General features: G+C 71.9%; 24 protein-coding genes and 1 riboswitch. Of the genes, 9 read left to right on the top strand and 15 right to left on the bottom strand.

Going from position 1 to position 19,097, the window contains the following annotated elements:
- Positions 1–33: 33 nt before the first annotated feature.
- Entirely contained in the window at positions 34–1,866 is a 1,833-nt protein-coding gene (locus tag OHB44_RS26950; protein ID WP_330438590.1) for a serine/threonine-protein kinase, read from the top strand.
- An 8-nt stretch (positions 1,867–1,874) separates the two neighbouring features.
- Here OHB44_RS26950 and OHB44_RS26945 read toward each other — a convergent pair whose 3' ends face one another.
- From OHB44_RS26945 to OHB44_RS26920, 6 genes are all read right to left on the bottom strand, one after another.
- A complete protein-coding gene (locus tag OHB44_RS26945; protein ID WP_266304683.1) occupies positions 1,875–2,162 on the bottom strand; it encodes a hypothetical protein in 288 nt (95 codons plus the stop codon).
- Between the two features lie 86 nt (positions 2,163–2,248).
- A complete protein-coding gene (locus OHB44_RS26940) occupies positions 2,249–2,389 on the bottom strand; it encodes a hypothetical protein (RefSeq protein ID WP_266304684.1) in 141 nt (46 codons plus the stop codon).
- Entirely contained in the window at positions 2,386–2,529 is a 144-nt protein-coding gene (locus OHB44_RS26935) for a hypothetical protein (RefSeq protein WP_266304685.1), read from the bottom strand. The genes OHB44_RS26940 and OHB44_RS26935 overlap by 4 nt, the downstream gene beginning before the upstream one ends.
- Before the next feature lie 29 nt (positions 2,530–2,558).
- The gene (locus OHB44_RS26930) at positions 2,559–3,359 is read right to left on the bottom strand and encodes an energy-coupling factor transporter transmembrane component T family protein (protein ID WP_330438589.1); all 801 of its coding nucleotides are present in this window, start codon (positions 3,357–3,359) and stop codon (positions 2,559–2,561) included.
- Positions 3,356–4,786: an ABC transporter ATP-binding protein gene (locus OHB44_RS26925; protein WP_330438588.1), complete on the bottom strand. Its 1,431-nt coding sequence runs from the start codon at positions 4,784–4,786 to the stop codon at positions 3,356–3,358. The genes OHB44_RS26930 and OHB44_RS26925 overlap by 4 nt, the downstream gene beginning before the upstream one ends.
- Positions 4,787–4,892: 106 nt before the next feature.
- Positions 4,893–5,486: an ECF transporter S component gene (locus OHB44_RS26920; protein WP_266304688.1), complete on the bottom strand. Its 594-nt coding sequence runs from the start codon at positions 5,484–5,486 to the stop codon at positions 4,893–4,895.
- Positions 5,487–5,560: 74 nt separating this feature from the next.
- Positions 5,561–5,665: riboswitch (TPP riboswitch) on the bottom strand.
- A gap of 107 nt (positions 5,666–5,772) precedes the next feature.
- On the opposite strand from OHB44_RS26920, the gene OHB44_RS26915 reads away from it, so the two are divergent.
- The 5 genes from OHB44_RS26915 (at position 5,773) to OHB44_RS26895 (ending at position 10,930) form a co-directional block, all read left to right on the top strand.
- The gene (locus tag OHB44_RS26915) at positions 5,773–6,603 is read left to right on the top strand and encodes an alpha/beta fold hydrolase (RefSeq protein ID WP_330438587.1); all 831 of its coding nucleotides are present in this window, start codon (positions 5,773–5,775) and stop codon (positions 6,601–6,603) included.
- A gap of 29 nt (positions 6,604–6,632) precedes the next feature.
- Positions 6,633–7,439 carry an aminoglycoside N(3)-acetyltransferase gene (locus tag OHB44_RS26910; protein WP_330438586.1) on the top strand — a complete coding sequence of 269 codons (807 nt, stop codon included), beginning with the start codon at positions 6,633–6,635 and terminating at the stop codon, positions 7,437–7,439.
- Complete coding sequence (locus tag OHB44_RS26905) at positions 7,436–8,185, top strand: sugar isomerase domain-containing protein (protein WP_112584644.1); 750 nt, start codon at positions 7,436–7,438, stop codon at positions 8,183–8,185. Before OHB44_RS26910 ends, OHB44_RS26905 begins: the two co-directional genes overlap by 4 nt.
- 139 nt (positions 8,186–8,324) lie before the next feature.
- The gene (locus OHB44_RS26900; RefSeq protein ID WP_266304692.1) at positions 8,325–8,828 is read left to right on the top strand and encodes a DUF6328 family protein; all 504 of its coding nucleotides are present in this window, start codon (positions 8,325–8,327) and stop codon (positions 8,826–8,828) included.
- A 104-nt stretch (positions 8,829–8,932) separates the two neighbouring features.
- Complete coding sequence (locus tag OHB44_RS26895) at positions 8,933–10,930, top strand: acyl-CoA dehydrogenase family protein (RefSeq protein ID WP_330438585.1); 1,998 nt, start codon at positions 8,933–8,935, stop codon at positions 10,928–10,930.
- Positions 10,931–11,020: 90 nt separating this feature from the next.
- Here OHB44_RS26895 and OHB44_RS26890 read toward each other — a convergent pair whose 3' ends face one another.
- The 9 genes from OHB44_RS26890 to OHB44_RS26850 all read right to left on the bottom strand — a co-directional run bounded on the left by OHB44_RS26890 (position 11,021) and on the right by OHB44_RS26850 (position 16,677).
- A complete protein-coding gene (locus OHB44_RS26890; RefSeq protein ID WP_266304694.1) occupies positions 11,021–11,188 on the bottom strand; it encodes a hypothetical protein in 168 nt (55 codons plus the stop codon).
- Between the two features lie 274 nt (positions 11,189–11,462).
- The gene (locus OHB44_RS26885) at positions 11,463–12,071 is read right to left on the bottom strand and encodes a hypothetical protein (RefSeq protein ID WP_266304695.1); all 609 of its coding nucleotides are present in this window, start codon (positions 12,069–12,071) and stop codon (positions 11,463–11,465) included.
- 115 nt (positions 12,072–12,186) lie between these two features.
- Positions 12,187–12,990, bottom strand: coding sequence for a class I SAM-dependent methyltransferase (locus tag OHB44_RS26880; protein ID WP_330438584.1), 804 nt, complete (start codon positions 12,988–12,990; stop codon positions 12,187–12,189).
- 64 nt (positions 12,991–13,054) lie between these two features.
- Positions 13,055–13,453, bottom strand: a complete 399-nt coding sequence (locus OHB44_RS26875) for a Fur family transcriptional regulator (protein WP_145792480.1) — start codon at positions 13,451–13,453, stop codon at positions 13,055–13,057.
- Positions 13,450–13,749: an ArsR/SmtB family transcription factor gene (locus OHB44_RS26870; RefSeq protein WP_330438583.1), complete on the bottom strand. Its 300-nt coding sequence runs from the start codon at positions 13,747–13,749 to the stop codon at positions 13,450–13,452. The genes OHB44_RS26875 and OHB44_RS26870 overlap by 4 nt, the downstream gene beginning before the upstream one ends.
- A 43-nt stretch (positions 13,750–13,792) precedes the next feature.
- Positions 13,793–14,659 carry a metal ABC transporter permease gene (locus OHB44_RS26865; protein WP_330438582.1) on the bottom strand — a complete coding sequence of 289 codons (867 nt, stop codon included), beginning with the start codon at positions 14,657–14,659 and terminating at the stop codon, positions 13,793–13,795.
- 3 nt (positions 14,660–14,662) lie between these two features.
- Positions 14,663–15,424 (bottom strand): metal ABC transporter ATP-binding protein, encoded by a 762-nt coding sequence (locus OHB44_RS26860; RefSeq protein WP_091409689.1) that lies wholly within the window; start codon positions 15,422–15,424, stop codon positions 14,663–14,665.
- Complete coding sequence (locus tag OHB44_RS26855; RefSeq protein WP_266304698.1) at positions 15,421–16,365, bottom strand: metal ABC transporter substrate-binding protein; 945 nt, start codon at positions 16,363–16,365, stop codon at positions 15,421–15,423. Before OHB44_RS26855 ends, OHB44_RS26860 begins: the two co-directional genes overlap by 4 nt.
- Before the next feature lie 54 nt (positions 16,366–16,419).
- Positions 16,420–16,677 carry a hypothetical protein gene (locus OHB44_RS26850; RefSeq protein ID WP_266304699.1) on the bottom strand — a complete coding sequence of 86 codons (258 nt, stop codon included), beginning with the start codon at positions 16,675–16,677 and terminating at the stop codon, positions 16,420–16,422.
- A 29-nt stretch (positions 16,678–16,706) separates the two neighbouring features.
- Here OHB44_RS26850 and OHB44_RS26845 point away from each other — a divergent pair, with 29 nt between their 5' ends.
- The 3 genes from OHB44_RS26845 to OHB44_RS26835 all read left to right on the top strand — a co-directional run bounded on the left by OHB44_RS26845 (position 16,707) and on the right by OHB44_RS26835 (position 19,046).
- Positions 16,707–17,048: an antibiotic biosynthesis monooxygenase family protein gene (locus tag OHB44_RS26845; RefSeq protein ID WP_112642190.1), complete on the top strand. Its 342-nt coding sequence runs from the start codon at positions 16,707–16,709 to the stop codon at positions 17,046–17,048.
- 24 nt (positions 17,049–17,072) lie between these two features.
- Entirely contained in the window at positions 17,073–17,552 is a 480-nt protein-coding gene (locus OHB44_RS26840) for a hypothetical protein (RefSeq protein WP_266304700.1), read from the top strand.
- 114 nt (positions 17,553–17,666) lie between these two features.
- On the top strand, positions 17,667–19,046 hold the full coding sequence (locus tag OHB44_RS26835; RefSeq protein ID WP_238687313.1) for a glycine--tRNA ligase: 1,380 nt from the start codon (positions 17,667–17,669) through the stop codon (positions 19,044–19,046).
- The last annotated feature ends 51 nt before the right edge of the window (positions 19,047–19,097 follow it).

Raw genomic sequence — 19,097 nt, 5'->3', positions numbered from 1 at the left:
TGCCGGCTTCTCGGCCGGCTCGGCGAAGGTGGGATGGGCACCGTCTTTCTGGCGGAGCAGCCGGGTGGCCGACGGGTGGCGGTCAAGGTGATCCGCACCGACCGCTCCGACGACGCCGAGTTCCGGCGGCGCTTCCGGGGCGAGGTGAAGCGGGCCCGGCAGGTTCCTCCCTTCTGCACGGCCGAGGTGCTCGACGCGGACCCCGATCATGAGCCGCCCTACCTCGTCGTCGAATACGTCGACGGACCGAGCCTGGCTGCCGTCGTGGCGGAGCGGGGGCCGCTGACCGCTGGCAACCTGCACGGCCTGGCGATCGGCGTGGCGACGGCGCTGACCGCCATCCATGGTGCCGGCGTGATCCACCGCGACCTCAAGCCGAGCAATGTGCTGCTGCCGCCGGGCAGCCCGAAGGTGATCGACTTTGGCATCGCCCGGGCGGTTGAGGGCAGCGCCGTAACCCGGACCGACCAGGTGGTCGGGACGGTCGCGTACATGGCGCCGGAGCGGTTCGATCCGGCCGGCAGTGGGACGCTGACCGCCGCGGCCGACGTGTTTGCCTGGGGCGCGGTCGTCGCGTTCGCCGGTACGGGTCGGACCCCGTTCGCAGCGGACACGCCGCAGGCCACCGCGGTGCGTATCCTCACCCAGGAGCCGGGCCTGGACGGGTTGACCGGCCCGTTGCGCACACTGGTGGAGCAGGCGCTGGCGAAGGATCCGGCGGGCCGGCCCGGTGCGCGGGAGTTGCTGGACCGGTTGCTGACGGTCGCTCCGCGGCCGGAGACCGGCTCCGCCGAAGTGACGGCCGACCGGTCCGCGCTGCTCGCCGCCGTCGAGCAGGCGCAGGCGGCGACCGACCAGCGTCCCCTCCTCGAGACCGAGCTCGCCGGTCGGCGGCACACCACCCACGGGTCCGTGGTCGCGTCCGGTGCCCCTGCCACGCCGCCTGCGGACGACGACGCCACCACCCGGTGGGGTGTCTCGTCCGCCACCCCGACGCCGAGGCCGACCTCCGTCGCGAGGCCGGCGGACGCCCTACCCGCCTCCGCGCCCCCGCCCGTGACCTCCGCGCCCGCGATGAGCCCGCCCGCGCCGACTCCCCGGCGGTGGCCGTTCGTCGCCGCCACGGTGCTCTCCGCCCTGGCGCTGGTCGCCGCGCTGGCCGGCGTCGGCGTGCTGACCGGGGTGCTGCGGGGAGGCCCGGGCGAGCCGCTCGGCCTCGCCGCGACGCCGTCCGTCGGGCCGTCCGTCGGGCCGTCCGTCGGGCCGTCCGTCGGGCCGTCCGGCGCGACGCCGGCACTGCCGTCGGTGGTGATCCGGGATCCGCTCACCGTCACCAACTACTGGCGGACCCGCACCGACGAGAAGAACCGGGTCAGCTGCGCGTTCGACGGGGCGTACGTGGTGACGAAACGGTCCGAGGGTCCGTACCGCTGCCTGGGGCCGCAGCAGTCCTTCGCCGACTTTCAGGTCGAGGTGGACGTGGCGTTGCGGCGGCCCGGCAGTTGCGCCGGCATCTGGTTCCGCTTCACCGACCTGACGGGTGGGCACGCGCTGCGGGTCTGCCCGGACGGATATCACCTCGTGGCGCACGGAGTGGACAGCCCGAACGCGGTCACCCCGGCGGGCACCTTCCCCTACCCGGCTGGGCAGCTGGCACTGGGCCGGACGATCCAGGTGGGCATCGTCGCCAGGGGCGGGCAGCTGCGGTTCCTCCGGGAAGGTGTGGAGATCGGCGCGGCCCGGGACGGCGCCCCGGTGCCGGGCCGGGTGGTGCTCGGCATCTTCCGCGACCCGGGCCGGGACGAGCCCGCAGAGCCGCCGTACGAGGTGGCCTTCCGCGACGTCGAGATCCGGCAGCTCGACTGAACGTCCGGTCAGTGCTGCCCGGCGCAGCAGGGCGGCGGGTCCGGCACCTCGCACGGGGCGATGCCGGCGGCCCGGTACGGCGTGGCCATCAGCATCAGCTCGCCGGCCTGCCACTGCGGCCGGACGAAGTCCCGGGTCTGCACCACGGTCTCCCGTCCGGCCGGCGGCGCGCCCAACACGATCACCCGCTGGATGGCGCTGGCGTCGAGCAGCTCGGCGACGGTCAGCGTCCCGACCAGACGGTCGACCCCGGGATAGCGCACCGCCCGACCCGAACGGCGGGTGGCGTGCTCCATGGCCGCATGGTCGGCGGCCTGTCTCAGCTCGGCGGGGCTCGCCGGCAGCCCGGCCAGCCGGTCGTCGGACAGGTCGCTGCCCAGGCTCAGGGCACGTGTGGATGCGGTGCCCAGGACAGGTGGGTGCAGGCCACCAGGTCGGGCAGGTCGAGCGGGGGTACGTGCTCGGCCAGCCAGTGCTCGGCCTCCCGTACGGTCCGGTGGCCCAGGCTCAGCCCGACGATCACCGGTTCAGCGCCCAGGCGTAGCAGCCCGACCCGTACGCGCGGCAGTGCTCGGCGACCGGGGCGGAGCGGTCCAGCGCCGGGAGTCCGTCGGTGGCGGCCGTCTGGTCGTGGTCATCGCGGGGAGCCGGTCCGTGTCCCATGTGCTGCTCCAGTCGCGTTCGCGGCGCCCTCAGCCGAGCAGCGGGCGGAACGTGCCGAGCAGCACGCTGACCGTCAGCGCCGCCCCGGCCAGCGCCGCTGCACCGGCGACCAGCAGCCCGTCGGCCGCCGTGAAGCGCTGCCGCCGGGCGACGGTACGGGGTGTTCCGGCGTCGAAGCCACGGGCGTCCATCGCCACCGCCAGCCGGGTGCCACGGCGGATCGCCCCGACCAGCAGGGCGAACGCGGTGGAGGCGAAGAGCCGCAGCTTCGCCACCGGGTTGCGTCCCGCGTCGACGCCCCGCGCGCGTCGGGCCATGCTGATCATCTGCCATTCCTGGCCGAGCAGCGGCACCAGCCGGAACGCGGCCAGCGCCCCGATGGCGAACCGGGCCGGCGCCTTCGCGTTCTGGACCAACGCGTCGGCCAGGTCGGTGGGGTCGGTGGTCGCGAAGACGATCACACCGGGCAGCGCCACCGCGAACACCCGCAGCACCAGGCCGAGCGCGGTGAGCAGGACGCCGGTGCTCACCAGCACCGGTCCCGCGTCCAGCAGGACCCGACCGGACCGGTCGGCCGCGAACAGCACCAGGGTGACCAGGATGCCGGCGGCACTGAGCAGCAGCGGCCAGGCCCGTCGGGCCAGCACCCGGTAGCGGATGCCGAACAGCGGCAGGACGGCCAGTTCGAGGGCGATGGCGATCGCCGGGGCCACCGGGTCCAGGGTCGCCAGCAGTGTGAACGAGAAGACCAGCGCGGCGGCTACCTTCGCCACCGGGTTGCGGCGGGCCAAGGGCGCGTTCGGCGCGGCGACCGGCTCGATGCTGATCATCGGTGGTCGTCCGGGGCCCGGTGCAGGGTGACGGTGCGGTCGGCGAGCGCGGCGACGAAGTCCGCGTCGTGGGTGACAGTGACCACGCCGTGACCGGCGTCGCGCAGGTCGGCGAAGAGGTCGACCAGCTCCCGCCAGGTCCGCCGGTCCTGGCCGAAGGTGGGTTCGTCGCAGATCAGCAGGCGTGGCGCGGTGGCCAGGGCGGTCGCCACACTCAGCCGCCGCGCCTCACCACCGGAGAGGGTGTACGGGTTGGCGGCGGCGAGTCGGGCCAGCCGCAGCCGGTCCAGCAGCCCGGCCACCGTCTCGTTGACGGCTGCCTCGGGTTGACCGGTGCGGCGCGGACCCAGCGCCAGTTCGTCGAAGACCGTGCTGGTGACGAACTGGTGCTCGGGATCCTGGAAGACCGACCCGATCCGTCGGGCCAGCGCGGGCGCCCGCCATCGGTGCGGGGGAGTGCGGTGGTCCGCGCCGGCCAACTCGGCGGATGCCGTGACCCGTCCGCTGCCCGGCCGGAGCAGACCGCCGAGCAGCAACGCCAGCGTGGACTTGCCGGCACCGTTCGGTCCGCGTACGGCGAGTGCCTCACCGGCGCGTACCGCCAGGTCGGTGGAGCCCAGCCGGGGCGGCAGGCCGAGCCGGTCGGCGGTGAGCAACAGCTCCCCGGGGCCGGCGGTGGCCGGCCGGGGCGCGATGGGGTGACCGGGCACCCAGACCCCCTCGGCGGCCAGGGCGGCGCCGTGGGCGGCGAAGACCGCCTCTGGTGTGCCGTCCGCGCGGACGCCGCCACCCGGTTCCAGGACGACCACCCGGTCGACGAGCGGCAGTGCCTCGGCGACCCGGTGCTCGACCAGGATCAGCGTGGTGTCGGCGTCCAGTGCGCCGGCCACCGCGTGCCGGACCAGCTCGGCCCCGGCCGGGTCGAGGTTGGCGGTCGGCTCGTCGAGCAGCAGCAGGGCGGGGCGCAGGGCCAGCGCGCCGGCCAGGGCGAGGCGTTGCTGCTCGCCGCCGGAGAGCGCCGCCGTGTGGCGGTCGCGGGAGTACGGGAAGCCGACCCGGTGCAGCGCCTCGTCCACGCGGGGCCAGATCTCGTCGGCCGGCACTCCCCGGTTCTCCAGCCCGAACGCGACGTCGTCGCCGCAGCGCGCCATCACCAGTTGGGTCTCCGGGTCCTGGAAGACGATGCCGACCCGTTCCCGCCCTTTGCGTGGGTCGAGCCCGTCGATCTCGACGGTGCCCTCCTGCTCGCCGGAGTCCTCGGGGAGCAGCCCGGCCAACGCGGCGAGCAGGGTGCTCTTCCCAGCCCCCGAGGGCCCGAGAAGCAAAACCCGCTCCCCAGCCTCAACCCGCAGGTCAACCCCGCGAACGGCCCAGGCGCGCCGCCCAGCGTGCCGCCACCCGAACCCCCGCAGCAGTACCCCGCTCACCGAACCCCCTTCCGGTCCGCGCTCTCGTCCGTTGATCAAGAGGTTTGCGTCAGGAAGTCGCCTTCCGCTGACGCAAACCTCTTGATCAACGCCATTGGGTGGGGGGTTAGATCAGGGCTCGGTTTCGGCCTGCGGGGAAACGGTCCAGGACTCCGGTGTTGGCCAGGGCGTTCGTCAGCAGCCAGCCGCCCAGGCCGGCGATCACTGTGGCGCTGACGATGGTGAGCAGCGCGTACGGGATGCGGTAGTCGGTCAGCGCGTAGTCGACGTTCCAGACGAAGAAGTCGAACAGCGCGGCGCTGAGGCCGGTCAGCGCGCCCGCGAACACAGCGGTCGGCAGCCGGAACGACCGGTACCGGAAGGCGGCGAAGGCCAGCTCGGCGCCGATGCCCTGCACGATGCCCTGCGGGATGACCGTGCCGGCCCACTGGCTGCCCAGCAGCGCGGACAGGACCGCGGCCACCGTCTCGCAGTAGAGCGCGGCGCCGGGCTTGCGGATGACCAGCCCACCGATCACCGCCGGCATCAGCCAGACGCCGTAGAGCAGCGTCTGCGCCGGCGGGAAGAAGGCGAACGCGCCCTCGGTGGCGCTCCAGACCAGGCCCCAGGCCCAGAAGATGACGCCGAAGGCGACAGCGATCACCGAGGCGACCACGATGTCGATGGTGCGCCAACGGTGTGTGTCGGTGGTGGAATTCATGTGTTGCTCCCAGTTCGTGAGTGCGAACCAGGAGAAGACGCACGCCGCGTCCGGTGGCACCGGACTGCGGCGCGGCTGGAGGTCGACCGAACTCCCTGCGCTGGCATTACCCAGATCAGGTTCGAGGGTCTGCGGGCGTGCCCGCACTCTCAGCGCTGTGCGCTCCCCTGTCGGATATGAAGTTGTCTCGCTGACGCTAACACCGACAGGTGTCGCGGGCCCAGCAGGGCATCCGCCTGACCTGCGGGAGCGACCGGCCGACCGCCGGCTGGGTACGCTTCTGATCATGCGGGTTGACGCGCGAGGCTTCACGTTCGAGGTGACCGTCGGCGGTCCGACGGACGGCGTACCCGTCCTGCTGCTGCACGGTTTCCCTCAGCACAGCGGCGAGTGGGACGACGTGGTGCCGGCGCTGCACGCGGGTGGGCTGCGCACCTATGCGCTGGACCAGCGCGGATACTCACCCGGCGCCCGGCCCACGGCGGTGGCCGACTACCGGATCCCCGAACTCGTCACCGACGTGGTGGCGGTGCTCGACGCGCTCGGGCTGGACGCCGTCCACCTGGTCGGCCACGACTGGGGCGCGATAGTGGCCTGGGCCGTCGCCGCCCGGCACCCCGAGCGGGTCCACACGCTGACCGCGGTTTCCGTACCGCATCCGGCGGCCATGGCGCACGCCCTGAGCACCGACTCCCAACAGAAGGCCCGCTCGTCGTACATCGCGCTGTTCCGCAAGCCCGACAAGGCGGAGAAGGTGCTGTTGGCATGGCACGCCACCGCGTTGCGCAAGCTGCTCGGCGGGGTGGGCGACACGGCCCGGGTGAACCGGTACGCCGACCCGATGCGGAAGCCGGGGGCGCTCACGGCCGCGCTGAACTGGTACCGGGCGATGTCCCGCGCCGACCTGGCCGGCGTCGGTCCGGTCGCGGTGCCCACCACGTACGTCTGGAGTGACCGGGACGTCGCCATCGGCCGGACCGCCGCCGAGGCGTGCGCGCAGAACGTCACAGGCGACTACCGCTTCGTGCAACTGCCCGGTGTGAGTCACTGGATCCCGGACGCGGCGCCGGCCCCGCTCGCCGAGGCGATCCTTGCCCGAGCCGCCGGGACGGCCTGAGCCGTGCCGGTCCGCGAGGGAAAGTCATCGTGACGACGGACGCCAGCGGGCCGGGCAGCCGACGCTCGATCGCCGCGCAGCTGCGCGTGCTGGGCGTACGCCCCGGCGCGACGCTGCTGGTGCACGCGTCGCTGCGTCCGCTGGGCTTCGTCAGCGGCGGCCCGCACGCGGTGGTGCTCGCCCTGCGCGACGCGCTCGGCCCGGACGGCACGATCGTCGTGCCCACCCATACGCCCGACAACAGCGACCCCGCGCAGTGGCGCAACCCGCCGGTGCCGGCGGGCTGGTGGCCGCTGATCCGCTCGGAGATGCCGGGCTTCGACCCGGCGGTCACCCCGAGCCGGTACATGGGTGCGCTCGCCGAGACGGTCCGCGGCTGGCCCGGCGCGCTGCGCAGCTCCCATCCGCACGTGTCGTTCGCCGCGCTCGGTCCGGCCGCCGAACAGGTGGTGGCCGGGCACACCCTGGCGGACATGCTCGGCGAGGGCTCCCCGCTGGCCCGCCTCTACGATCTCGACGCCGACGTGTTGCTGCTCGGCGTGGACCACTCGGTGAGCACCTCACTGCACCTGGCCGAGTACCGCAGCCCCGGCTCGCCCCGGGAGCGGATCGGCGCCGCAGTGCGTACCGCCGACGGTGGTCGGGAGTGGGTGTGGTGGCAGGACGTACGACTCGACGCGGACGACTTCGCCGCGTTGGGGGAGGACCTGGAGGCCACCGGGGCGGTCCGCACCGCACCGGTCGGCACCGGGTCCGGCAGGTTGATGCGCCAGCGGGCGGCTGTCGACTTCGCGGTTCGCTGGCTGGCCCGTAATCGAACGACGGAGGACGTATGACGGTGAGCGCCGAGGACTACCTGGCAGTGGTGACCGAGACCATCGGCCGGGTGGCCGCCAGCCAGCGGGAGGCGGTGGGGCGGGCCGCCGACCTGATCGCCGAGGCCGTCCGAGCCGACGGCGTGGTGCACGCGTTCGGCACGGGGCACTCGGAGGCCCTCGCCATGGAGATCGCCGGACGGGCGGGTGGTCTGGTGCCGACCAACCGGATCGCGCTACGCGACCTGGTGCTGCTCGGCGGCGAACCGGCCGACCGGCTGGGCCCACTGCTGGAACGGGACCCGGCCGTCGCGCACCGCCTCTACGAGCTGGCCCCGGTGCGTCCCACCGACGTCTTCGTGCTCGCCTCGAACTCCGGGGTCAACGGCGCGATGGTGGAGTTCGCCACGCTCGTGAAGGAACACGGCCACGGCTTGGTGGCGATCACCTCGGCGCAGCACTCCGGGCGGATGACCTCCCGGCACCCGTCCGGGCGCAAGCTGAGCGACCTCGCCGACGTGGTGCTCGACAACGGCGCGCCGTACGGCGACGCGACGCTGCCCCTGCCCGGCGGCGGCGCGGTCGGCGCGGTCTCCTCGATCACCGCGGCGCTGCTGGCGCAGCAGGTGACAGTGGAGGTGGTGGCGCGGTTGCTGGCGGCGGGGGAGCGGCCCCCGGTCTACCTCTCGGCGAACATCCCGGACGGCGACGCGCACAACAACGAGCTGGAAGCGCGGTACGCGGGCCGGATCCGACGCGGGTCCTGACACGGCGCTGGCGGCTGACGTGTGTCGCCGCGATGAACGGCAGATGTCGTGAACCAGTTTCGCGCTCGGCCGGGTGGGGCATTGGCGTTGCTGCCGGCGGCTGGGACCGCCGGCAGTAGCGTCTCACCGGAGGTAGCGCGTGTCCAAGGAGACCGAGAAGCAGCGCTGGCAGCGCAACTTCGCCGACCTGCTGCAGGAGTTGCGGGTCGCGCAGACCGGCGTGCAGATCCTCTTCGCCTTCCTGCTCACCCTGCCGTTCAGTAACGGGTTCACCGAGACGACGGAGTTCCAGCGCGACGTCTACATCGTGGCGTTGCTCGCGGCGGCCGCCGCCACCGCGATGATCATCTCGCCGGTGGCGTTCCACAGGGCGTTGTTCCGGCAGGGGCGCAAGCCGGAGCTGGTCCGTTTCGCCCACCGGATGGCCACCGGTGGCCTCGCCTTCATGCTGATCGCGATGGTCAGCGCGGTGCTGCTGATCACCGACTTCGTGCTGGACCGGCCGATCGCCTTCGTGCTCAGCGCCCTGACCGGAATCTGGTTCCTCACGTTCTGGGTGGCCCTACCGTTCGCCCGACGCAACTGGGGCGAGGACGACATCGACGACGATGACGACGACCCGGACGACGTCGACGGTCGCTGACCGCGCCGATCTTCACGCAGCGCTACCCCTGGGTAACAACCAGGGGTAGCGTGGCGGTAGTCGCGCACGTCGACGCAGCCGCACCGAGCTTCGAGGGGGCAGCCGTGACCACGACGCAGGATGGCCGACCGGCACCGGAAGGCCCCGACTCCGAAACCACAGCCGGTGCGGCCGCGCCGCTGCCCGCGGAAGCCGGGCAGGTCACCGAGAAGGAGGCCCGGCAGGTCGCCGAGGCCGCCCGGGAGTCCACCTGGGACCGACCCAGCTTCGGCAAGGAGCTGTTCCTCGGCCGGTTCCGGCTCGACCTGATCGACCCGTGGCCCCGATCCGATCCGGACGACGTGGCTCGCGCGGAGGAGTTCCTTGGTCGGTTCCGCGCCTTCCTGGCCTCCGAGGTGGATGGTGAGGCCATCGAGCGGGACGCGTCGATACCCGACTCGGTGTTCCACGGCCTGGCCGACCTCGGCGCGTTCGGCATGAAGATCGACCGGAAGTACGGCGGGCTCGGGCTGAGCAACCTGCACTACTGCCGGGCGCTCATGCTGGCCGGCTCGGTCAGCCCGGCCATCGGCGCGCTGCTCTCGGCGCACCAGTCGATCGGGGTGCCGCAGCCACTGAAGATGTTCGGCACCGCCGAGCAGAAGCAACGCTTCCTGCCCCGGCTCGCCGCCGGCGAGGTGTCCGCCTTCCTGCTCACCGAGCCGGACGTCGGCTCCGACCCGGCCCGGCTGGCCACCATCGCGGAGCCGACCGAGGACGGCACCGGTTACCGGCTCAACGGGGTGAAGCTCTGGGCCACCAACGGCATCGTGGCCACCCTGCTGGTGGTGATGGCCCGGGTGCCGGCCACGGAGGGACGTCGGGGCGGGATCACCGCGTTCGTGGTGGACGGCGACAGCCCCGGCATCACCGTCGAGCGGCGCAACGAGTTCATCGGCCTGCGCGGCCTGGAGAACAGCCTGACCCGGTTCCACGACGTGATCGTCCCCGCCGAGAACGTCATCGGCGGCGAGGGCAAGGGGCTGAAGATCGCCCTGACCACTCTGAACACCGGTCGACTCTCACTGCCGGCCATGTGCGTGGGCGCCGGCAAGTGGGCGTTGAACGTGGCCCGGGGGTGGGCCGCCGACCGGGTCCAGTGGGGACGGCCGGTGGGCGAACACGAGGCTGTCGCGCAGAAGCTCTCCTTCATCGCCGCCACCACGTACGGCATGGAGACCATGCTCGACCTCTGCTGCCTGCTCGCCGACGACGACCGCAACGACATCCGGATCGAGGCGGCACTGGTCAAGCTGTACGCCAGCGAGATGGCCTGGAAGATCGCCGACGAGCTGATCCAGATCCGGGGCGGGCGCGGCTACGAGACGGCCGACTCACTGGCCGCCCGGGGTGAACGCCCGGCCGCCGTCGAGCAGATGCTGCGTGACCTGCGGATCAACCGGATCTTCGAGGGCTCCACCGAGATCATGCACCTGCTGATCGCGCGGGAGGCCGTCGACGCCCACCTGTCGGTGGCCGGCGACATCATCGACCCGGACGCGGGGTTGGGCCGCAAGGCCCGAGCCGGCGCGCGAGCGGGCGCCTTCTACGCGAAGTGGCTGCCCACCCTCGCCGTCGGTCGGGGGCAGAGCCCTTCGGCGTACGCCGAGTTCGGCCCGCTCGCCGCGCACCTGCGTCAGGTGGAGCGTTCGTCGCGCAAGCTGGCCCGGTCGACGTTCTACGCGATGTCCCGCTGGCAGGGAAAAATGGAGCGTAAGCAGGCGTTCCTCGGTCGGGTGGTGGACATCGGCGCCGAGTTGTTCGCGATGTCCGCGGTCTGCGTCCGGGCCAGCGCCGAACGGGACAGCCGCCCGGAGAACGTCGAACTGGCCGACCTGTTCTGCCGGCAGGCGCGGGTGCGGGTGGATGCCCTGTTCGCCGCACTCTGGGACAACACCGACTCGGTCGACACCGCCGCCGCGAAGCGCATCCTCGCCGGCCGCTACGCGGGCCTGGAGGAGGGCGTGCTCACCCCGTCCGAGGAGCTGCCCTGGGTGGCCGGCTGGTCGCCCGGCCCGTCCACCTCCGAGGACGTCCGCCGCCGCATCCCCCCAAAGCCGTGAACCGCGCAGGGCAGCCTGCCGCCGTGCGGGCTGGTCGCCACGAGGGCTGGTCGCCGGCATCGGTCAGCGGTGCGGGCCGGCGGTGCACGGTCAGCGGGAGACCGCCCAGGCCAGCACTCCCGCCAGGATCAGACCGTTGAGCCCGGCCAGGGCCAGGTACGCCGCGGGTGGGATCTTCTTGCCCCGGCGGAGGAAGTAGACCAGGACTGCGGCGTAGCCGAGCAGCAGGACGGCGATGACGACGAGGAAGTAGAACACCCGACGACTTTAACGACACCCTCGTCGAGCTGAGCCTGCGCCCGGCCGGCCTGACCTCTGCCTGCTCCGCGATCTTGCACTTGCTGTCCCGACATAAGGGGCATTCCACCCATGTCGGCAACCGAAACTGCAAGATCGGCGCGACGGGGCGCGACGGGGCGCGACGGGGAGCGTCGGGGCGCGACGGGCGCGACGGGGCGCGACGGGGCGCGACGGGGCGCGACGGGGCGCGACGGGGCGCGACGGGGCGCGACGGGGCGCGACGGGCGCGACCTTAGCGGCCCCGGGCGCGGAGGCCTAGTTGGCGCAGCTCCAAGGCGGCCAGGGCATCGACTGTCGCGTCGTCGCCTCGCCGCCACGCCTCGGCGACGTCCGGACCGATCCGGGTCAGTTTGCCCAGTGGCTGGGTGGCCAGCGCGCGCAGGGCGAGCAGGTCCCGGCCGGCCGGCCCGGCGGCCAGCTTCGTCGCCGATCCGGCCCGGCGCATCCAGCGGACCCGCAGCGGCAGCCAGCCGAACAGCACGATGCCGAGCGGGAAGATCAGGACCGCGATGGCGAGGGCGAGGGCGAGCTGGTCGACCAGGTGCTGCTGGTCGCGGCCGGCGTCGGCGAGCCCCCGGGCCGCGTCGGCGGCCCGCTGGAAGGGTGCGGTCAGCTCGTCGCCGACCAGCGGGACGCGGCGAACCTTGCCGCCCGCGTCGGCGAGGTTGTCGGCGAGCCCGCTGCCGGCGCCCTCCAACTTCTGCCCCGGCACGGCGAGCTTCTGCACCAGGTCGTGCAGCCACAGCGCGCCGCGGATCGCCACGTACACCCAGGCGACGACGAGCAGGTCGGTGAGCAACTGACGGGCGGCGGTCGGGAACCGATCGGCATAGATTTTCACGTCGGCCAGCGTGCCACGAACGGACGCGGCGGGGCACCCGTCGGATCAGCCGCCGGATTCGACGTGAACGATGCGGCTACCTGCAAGGGTGCCGACAGATACCGATAGAAGCGATTCACCGGACACGTTCGGCGAGCCTCAGTTCAGTCAGGTAGCGCTTGACGACTTGGCCCCCGTAGTTGACGTCGATGAGCCGCGCGATGGAGTTCAGCAATGCGCTCTGCTGCACGTCCGGCAAGGCACGGTGGCCGGAGTAGGTCAACAGCAGATCCAGGTAGTCCGCTGTCGAGTACGGCAACTCCCACTCGTATCGGTAGAAGCTCGCAGGCCCGAACCGCTCCGACGAGGTCAGCTCCCGATCGTCCTCCGGAATGTCTTGAGCACCTTCAAGACGCAGGCCCAATGGGGTCGACGGATCGAAGCGTTCGTAAAGCTTCTGAATCTCGACGAAGAACGCCTCGGTCCAGGTGCCACCGGCGATGTGGTGGGTTCCCACGGTGGCCAGCAGACCACCGAGACGCAAGGCGTCAGCAGACTTCGACACCCGCACGGCCGGATCGATCCAGTGGAACGCCGTCGCGGAGAGGACCACGTCGAACGGTTCCGCAGGCAAGGACCACTCCTCGAACGCTGCCGTCACCACCTCCACCGAGTCGGAGCTGGCAAGGTTTCGCCGAGCCACAGCAGCCATGTCTGCGCCCAACTCGACGGCCACGATCCGGTAGCCCCGTTCCGCCAGCGGCACGGTCGCCTGCCCAGTGCCACAGCCGATCTCCAACACCCTTGCACCGGGCGCTACGCCGGCCGCAGCGAGATCATCGAACATCTGTGCCGGGTACCGCGGCCGCGCACGGTCATACCGTTCAGCGTCCTCGTTGAAAGTCTCTCGCAGCCTTACGTAGTCATTGCTCCCGCTCACCCAGCGAGAGTACGAGTGCCGCTCCTACGGCAGGCGCCCAATTCTCAATGCCTGGCTCGCCGGGTCAGCGGACGCAGGTGGGGCAGGTGCCGAAGATCTCCAGGGTGTGGCTGACGTCGGCGTAGCCGTGCTGTGCGGCGACCCGATCGGCCCAGCTCTCCACGGCCGGGCCGGCCACCTCGACCGTACGCCCGCACACCCGGCAGACCAGGTGATGGTGATGCCCCTCGCTGCACCGACGGTAGAGGTGCTCGCCGCCCGGCGGACGCATCACGTCGATCTCACCGGCGTCGGCGAGCCCCTGGAGGGTGCGGTAGACGGTGGTCAAACCGACCCGTTCGCCGCGCTGCCGCAGCATCGCGTGCAGGTCCTGGGCGCTGTGGAAGCCCTCCATCTCGCCCAGCAGCGCGCTCACCGCCGAACGCTGCCGGGTGTTGCGCACCGCGGCGCTACTCTCGCTCATGATCCCTCCCCGGCGTGGCTTACCGCGTCCGCCACGATGTGCGCGACGTGCTCGTCGACCAGGCTGTAGGCGATCTCCCGGCCTCGGCGGGAGCCGCGCACCACGCCCGCTCCGCGCAACACCCGCAGGTGTTGGGAGACCAGTGGTTGCGCCGCGCCGAGCTTCTCCACCAACTCGTGCACACACCGCTCGCCGCCGGCCAGTTCACTGACGATGGCCAGCCGAATGGGAGCGGACAGGGCGCGGAGCAGCTCGCTGGCCCCGTCGAACCCGTCGTAGCCCGTCGCGCCGGTCATCCTGCAACGGTAACCAATACCACCGAGGTCGCGCTGACCAGGCTCAGCTCAGCACGACCTCGTGAGGTTCCGGTGTCGGTGCGGCGGTCGGCGTCGTCCGGCGGCGCACGGCCCGCCAGACAGCACCGGCCACGGCCACCACCAGGAACGACGCGATCGCCACCAGCACCACCGAGGCGCCCGGCGCGGTGTCCGCCGTGGCCGCCACCCAGACACCCGACCCGGCGGCGAAGAGCCCGAGCGCCATCGCGGCGGCCATCGTGCTGCGGAAGCCCCTGGTGACCTGCTGCGCGGTCGCGACCGGCACCACCATCAACGCGCTGATCAGCAGCACGCCCACGGCCCGCATGGCGATGGTCACTGTGACTGCTGTGGCGACAGCGATCAACAGGTTCAGCGTGCGGACCGGCAGGCCGGAGACCCGGGCGTACTCCTCGTCGTGACTGACCGCGAAGAGCGCCGGCCGCAACGCGATCATCGTGACCAGGATCGCCGCGCCGAGCACCCCGATGGTGGTCAGGTCGGCGGGCGAGATGGTGGTCAGCGACCCGAACAGGTAGGCGTTGAGGTTCGCGCTGGTCGCGTCGGAGAGGCCAACCAGGAGTACGCCCCCCGCGATGCCGCCGTAGAAGAGCAGGGCCAGAGCCAGGTCACCGGAGGTACGCCCACGGGCCCGGACGATCTCGATGGCGATCGCGCCGATGGTGGCGGCGATCACCGCGACCAGCACCGGTGAGCGGTTGAGCAGCAACCCCGCCCCGACGCCGGTCAGCGCCACGTGCCCCACACCATCACCGATCAGCGCCAGCCGACGCTGCACCAGGTAGATGCCGAGCGCCGGAGCGGCCAGGCCGATCACCAGCGCGCCGATCAGGGCGCGCTGCATGTAGGGGTACTGGAAGAGTTCCATGGGTCAGTTGCTCCACAGCCCGGCGGGCTCGTCGTAGCAGTGCGGGTGCACGTGGTCGTGGTCGGGCTCCGCGTGGTGGCCGGCCGGGTCCGGCACCGCGCCGTCGTGGGCGATGCGGCCCTCGTGGACGACGACGGCCCGGCTGATCACCGGTCGCAGCGGGCCCAGCTCGTGGGCGACGAGAAGCACCGTTCCGCCGTCGCCGACGAAGTCGCGCAGCGCGCCGGCGAACGCCTCCTGGCTGGCCGCGTCCACCCCGGCGGTGGGCTCGTCGAGAACCAGCAGCTCCGGCTGGCCGGCCAGGGCGCGGGCGATCAGGGTGCGCTGCTGCTGGCCGCCGGAGAGCGTGGACACGGGGTCACCGGCCCGGTCGGCGAGCCCGACAGCGCCCAACGCGGCGTCGACGGCGGACCGGTCGGCTCGACCCGGCGGACGCAGCACCCCCCGACGGGCCAGTCGGCCGGAGGCCACCACCTCGCGGACGGTGGCCGGTACGCCGCCGCCGGCGCCCAGGCGCTGCGGGACGTACCCGATGCGGGCCCACTGCCGGAACCGGCGCAACGGCCGGTCGAAGAGGGTGACCGAGCCGGCGCTGATCGGGACCAGCCCGAGCACGGCGCGGATCAGTGTGGACTTGCCCGAGCCGTTGGCGCCGAGGATCGCGACCACCTCGCCGGCGGTCACGGTGAGCGAGATGTCCCGGAGCACGGGGCGGCCGTCGTAGCCGACCACCCCGTGCTCGACGGTGATGACAGGTGAGGTCACGAGCAGCTCAGGGCCGTCTGCAGGGTCCGCAGGTTGGTGCGCATCACCGAAAGGTAGTCCCCGTCGCTGCCGGCGGCGAGCCCTTCGATCGGGTCGAGCACAGCGGTCTTCGCGCCGACCTGACCGGCGATGGTCTCGGCCACCTTCGGGCTGACCAGTGTCTCGAAGAAGATCGTGGTGGCCTGGTGCTCCTTCGCCTCCTCGATCACGTGCGCGAGGCGCTGCGGCGAGGGCTCGACGTCCGGGCTCAGCCCGGTGATGCCGACCTGGTCGAGCTGGTATCGGTCGGCGAGGTAGCCGAACGCCGCGTGGCTGGTCACGATCTCCCGCCGCTGGCAGGTCGCCAGACCGTGCTTGAACTCGCCGTCCAGGGTCGTCAGGTCGGCGCGCAGGGCGGCCGCCCGGGAGGTGTAGTCGGCGGCGTGGTCCGGGTCGGCCTTGCCGAGCCGCTGGGCGAGCTGGTCGCCGATGCCGGCCAGCCGGGTCGGGTCGAGCCAGACGTGCGGGTCCTTGCCGCCGCTCTCCTCGGCGTGCCCTTCCTCGCCCTCGTGGTCGTGCCCGCCGGCGGACGCGTCCAACAGCGGCTGCACGCTGGTCACGTCGAACGCCCGGTCGCCGCCGTTCTGGGCCACTGCGTCGTCCACCGCCGGCTGGAATCCCTTGAGGTAGACGATCAGCTCCGCGTCGCTGACCTCACCGACCTGGCTCGGGTTGAGTTCCAGGTCGTGCGGCTCGGCGCCGGGCTTGGCCAGGTTGGTCACCCGGACCGCGTCGCCGCCGATCCGTTCGGCCAGGAACTGGAGGGGATAGAACGCGGCCACCACGTCGACTCGCTGGGGGTCGGCGCCGGCGCCGGCGCCGGTGGAGCAGCCGGCCCCGGCGCCCAGGGCGAGGAGGGCGGTCGCGGCGGCCAGGACACGGTACGTGGCGCGGTTGGTCATGTCGTCAACTGTCCGTGGCAACGATAATGATTGTCAAAAACGCATGATTGCATGTCAGAGGAGCTTCGCGAGACCCACAGCCACCAGCAGGGTGAGCATCACCAGTCGGATCAGCCGGGTCTGCGGCGCCTGAATCGCCCAGGTCGTCGCCAACAGGGCGATCAGGACCCCGGCGAGCGCGAGCGTGAGCAGCCCGCCGATCACCCCGGGCGTGAAGAACGCCACCAGCACCACCACCAGGGTGAGCAGGAACACCGACGTCGGGTTCGCCCCGGCCAACCGGGCGAGCAGAGGGCGCTGCGTACGCTGCATCCCACAGACTCTACGAGGAGGAACCCCCGGTGCTGGTGACCAACCGGTTCGTGGTCGACGTCGATGCCGCCGACGGCTTCACCGAACGGGCGCACGCCGCCCTCACCGCGCTGGCCGCCCGGCCCGGTTACCTGCGCGGTCAACTGGTCCGGGCGCTGGACGACCCCCGGCACTGGTCACTGGTCACCGAATGGGAGTCGGTCGGCACGTACCGGCGGGCGCTGGGCGCCTTCGAGGTCAAGGTCAGCGCCGTGCCGCTGCTCGCCGAGTCCGTCGACGAGCCCTCCGCCTACGAGGCGCTGGCCACCGCCGCCCCCGGTGGGGCCGTGGTCGTCGCCGACAGTGATCGGGCTGCGGGTCCTTACCGCTGAGCCGGCGGACACTACGCTGCTCCTATGACCGCACCCGCCCCGCCACCCGGTCCCGGGGTGGCTCCGCCGTTCGCCGCGCCGCCCACCGAGGGCCGCCGGACTCGGCTCTGGATCGGCCTCGGCGTCGGCGCGCTCGCCGTGGTGCTCTGCTGCGGCGGGGGTGGCGCCGCCGTCGTCGGCCTGGCCGTCAGCGGAGTCCAGGCGATCCGGGAACAGGCCCGCACCGTGACCGGCGACTACTACCAGGCGCTGGTCGAGCGAAACTACGGGCGGGCGTACGACCAGCTCTGCGACGACGCGCAGCGGCGTGAGTCCCGACCGGAGTTCGAGCGGCGCGCTGCCGCCGAACCGCAGGTGACAGCGTTTCGGGTGGGTGAGGTGGACACCACCTACCTGACCGTGCCGGTCGACGTGACCCTCGACGGCGGCGACCGGGATCGGCAACAGGTCAGCCTCGGGCAGGACGGGCAGACCGGCGGCGTGGAGGTCTGCGAGGTCAGCTGACCCGTCCCCGGTATTCTGCTGGGCTCGGGGGGACGGTGGTCGTACCGTTGTCCCGAACCGACCGTTCCATCCACATCTCGCCCCCGCCGACCGCCAGCCGGCGTAGGAGGAAACATGCCAGCCGACCGTATCGACGCCGTCGTCAGCCTCGCCAAGCGCCGAGGCTTCGTCTTCCCCTCCAGTGAGATCTACGGGGGCACCCGATCGGCGTGGGACTACGGCCCGCTCGGCGTGGAGCTCAAGGAGAACGTCCGCCGGCAGTGGTGGAAGACAATGGTCCAGCAGCGCGACGACGTCGTCGGCCTGGACTCCGCGGTGATCCTGTCCCGCAAGGTGTGGGAGGCGTCCGGCCACATCGCCGAGTTCGTCGACCCGCTCACCGAGTGCCAGTTCTGTCACAAGCGGTTCCGGGCCGACCACCTGGAAGAGGCGTACGCCGAGAAGCACGGCAAGCCGCTCACCTCGCTGGCCGAGCTGAACTGCCCCAACTGCGGCAACAAGGGCACCTTCACCGAGCCGAAGATGTTCAACGGCCTGATGAAGACCTACCTGGGCCCGGTGGAGAGCGACGAGGGGCTGCACTACCTGCGCCCGGAGACCGCGCAGGGCATCTTCGTCAATTACAAGAACGTCGAGACGGTCGCCCGCAAGAAGCCCCCGTTCGGCATCGCGCAGACCGGTAAGTCGTTCCGCAACGAGATCACCCCGGGCAACTTCATCTTCCGGACCCGCGAGTTCGAGCAGATGGAGATGGAGTTCTTCGTCGAGCCGGGCACCGACGAGCAGTGGCACGAGTACTGGCTCCAGGAGCGCTGGAACTGGTACCTCGACCTCGGCCTCGCGGCGGACAATCTGCGTCTGTTCGAGCACCCCAAGGAGAAGCTGTCGCACTACTCGAAGCGGACTGTGGACATCGAGTACCGCTTCCAGTTCGGTGGCACCGAGTTCGCCGAGCTTGAGGGTGTCGCCAACCGCACCGACTTCGACCTCTCCACGCACAGCAAGCACTCCGGCGTCGACCTGTCGTACTTCGACCAGAGCAAGAGTGAGCGCTGGATGCCGTACGTCATCGAGCCGGCCGCGGGTCTGACCCGCGCGGTGCTCGCCTTCCTGTTGGAGGCGTACGACGAGGACGAGGCGCCGAACACCAAGGGCGGCGTGGACAAGCGCACGGTGATGCGGTTCGACCCGCGGCTCGCCCCGGTCAAGGTGGCGGTGCTGCCGCTGTCCCGCAACGAGGCGCTGTCGCCCAAGGCCAAGGACCTCGCGACGCTGCTGCGCAAGCGCTGGGTGGTGGAGTTCGACGACTCCCAGGCGATCGGGCGTCGCTACCGCCGGCAGGACGAGATCGGCACCCCGTTCTGCGTCACAGTCGACTTCGACACGCTTGACGACAACGCGGTGACCGTGCGCAACCGGGACACCATGGCCCAGGAGCGGGTCTCCCTGGACCAGGTCGAGCGCTACCTGATCGAGCGTCTCCCCGGCTGCTGAGACTCTGCGCACGGGGCCTCGGCCGACGCGATAAGCGCCGGTCGGGGCCCC

This window comes from Micromonospora sp. NBC_00821 (assembly GCF_036347035.1).
Lineage (GTDB): Bacteria > Actinomycetota > Actinomycetes > Mycobacteriales > Micromonosporaceae > Micromonospora > Micromonospora hortensis.
The sequence above is the reverse complement of the archived record's forward strand: the minus strand, read 5'-3'. Positions and strand labels throughout refer to the sequence as shown.

Excerpts from the sequence above, each read along its gene's own strand:
- OHB44_RS26950 (WP_330438590.1), top strand. The coding sequence starts at position 34 with ATGGGCACCGTCTTTCTGGCGGAGCAGCCGGGTGGCCGACGGGTGGCG.
- OHB44_RS26945 (WP_266304683.1), bottom strand. The coding sequence starts at position 2,162 with ATGGAGCACGCCACCCGCCGTTCGGGTCGGGCGGTGCGCTATCCCGGG.
- OHB44_RS26935 (WP_266304685.1), bottom strand. The coding sequence starts at position 2,529 with ATGGGACACGGACCGGCTCCCCGCGATGACCACGACCAGACGGCCGCC.
- OHB44_RS26930 (WP_330438589.1), bottom strand. The coding sequence starts at position 3,359 with ATGATCAGCATCGAGCCGGTCGCCGCGCCGAACGCGCCCTTGGCCCGC.
- OHB44_RS26920 (WP_266304688.1), bottom strand. The coding sequence starts at position 5,486 with ATGAATTCCACCACCGACACACACCGTTGGCGCACCATCGACATCGTG.
- OHB44_RS26915 (WP_330438587.1), top strand. The coding sequence starts at position 5,773 with ATGCGGGTTGACGCGCGAGGCTTCACGTTCGAGGTGACCGTCGGCGGT.
- OHB44_RS26905 (WP_112584644.1), top strand. The coding sequence starts at position 7,436 with ATGACGGTGAGCGCCGAGGACTACCTGGCAGTGGTGACCGAGACCATC.
- OHB44_RS26875 (WP_145792480.1), bottom strand. The coding sequence starts at position 13,453 with ATGAGCGAGAGTAGCGCCGCGGTGCGCAACACCCGGCAGCGTTCGGCG.
- OHB44_RS26870 (WP_330438583.1), bottom strand. The coding sequence starts at position 13,749 with ATGACCGGCGCGACGGGCTACGACGGGTTCGACGGGGCCAGCGAGCTG.
- OHB44_RS26865 (WP_330438582.1), bottom strand. The coding sequence starts at position 14,659 with ATGGAACTCTTCCAGTACCCCTACATGCAGCGCGCCCTGATCGGCGCG.
- OHB44_RS26855 (WP_266304698.1), bottom strand. The coding sequence starts at position 16,365 with ATGACCAACCGCGCCACGTACCGTGTCCTGGCCGCCGCGACCGCCCTC.
- OHB44_RS26850 (WP_266304699.1), bottom strand. The coding sequence starts at position 16,677 with ATGCAGCGTACGCAGCGCCCTCTGCTCGCCCGGTTGGCCGGGGCGAAC.
- OHB44_RS26840 (WP_266304700.1), top strand. The coding sequence starts at position 17,073 with ATGACCGCACCCGCCCCGCCACCCGGTCCCGGGGTGGCTCCGCCGTTC.
- OHB44_RS26835 (WP_238687313.1), top strand. The coding sequence starts at position 17,667 with ATGCCAGCCGACCGTATCGACGCCGTCGTCAGCCTCGCCAAGCGCCGA.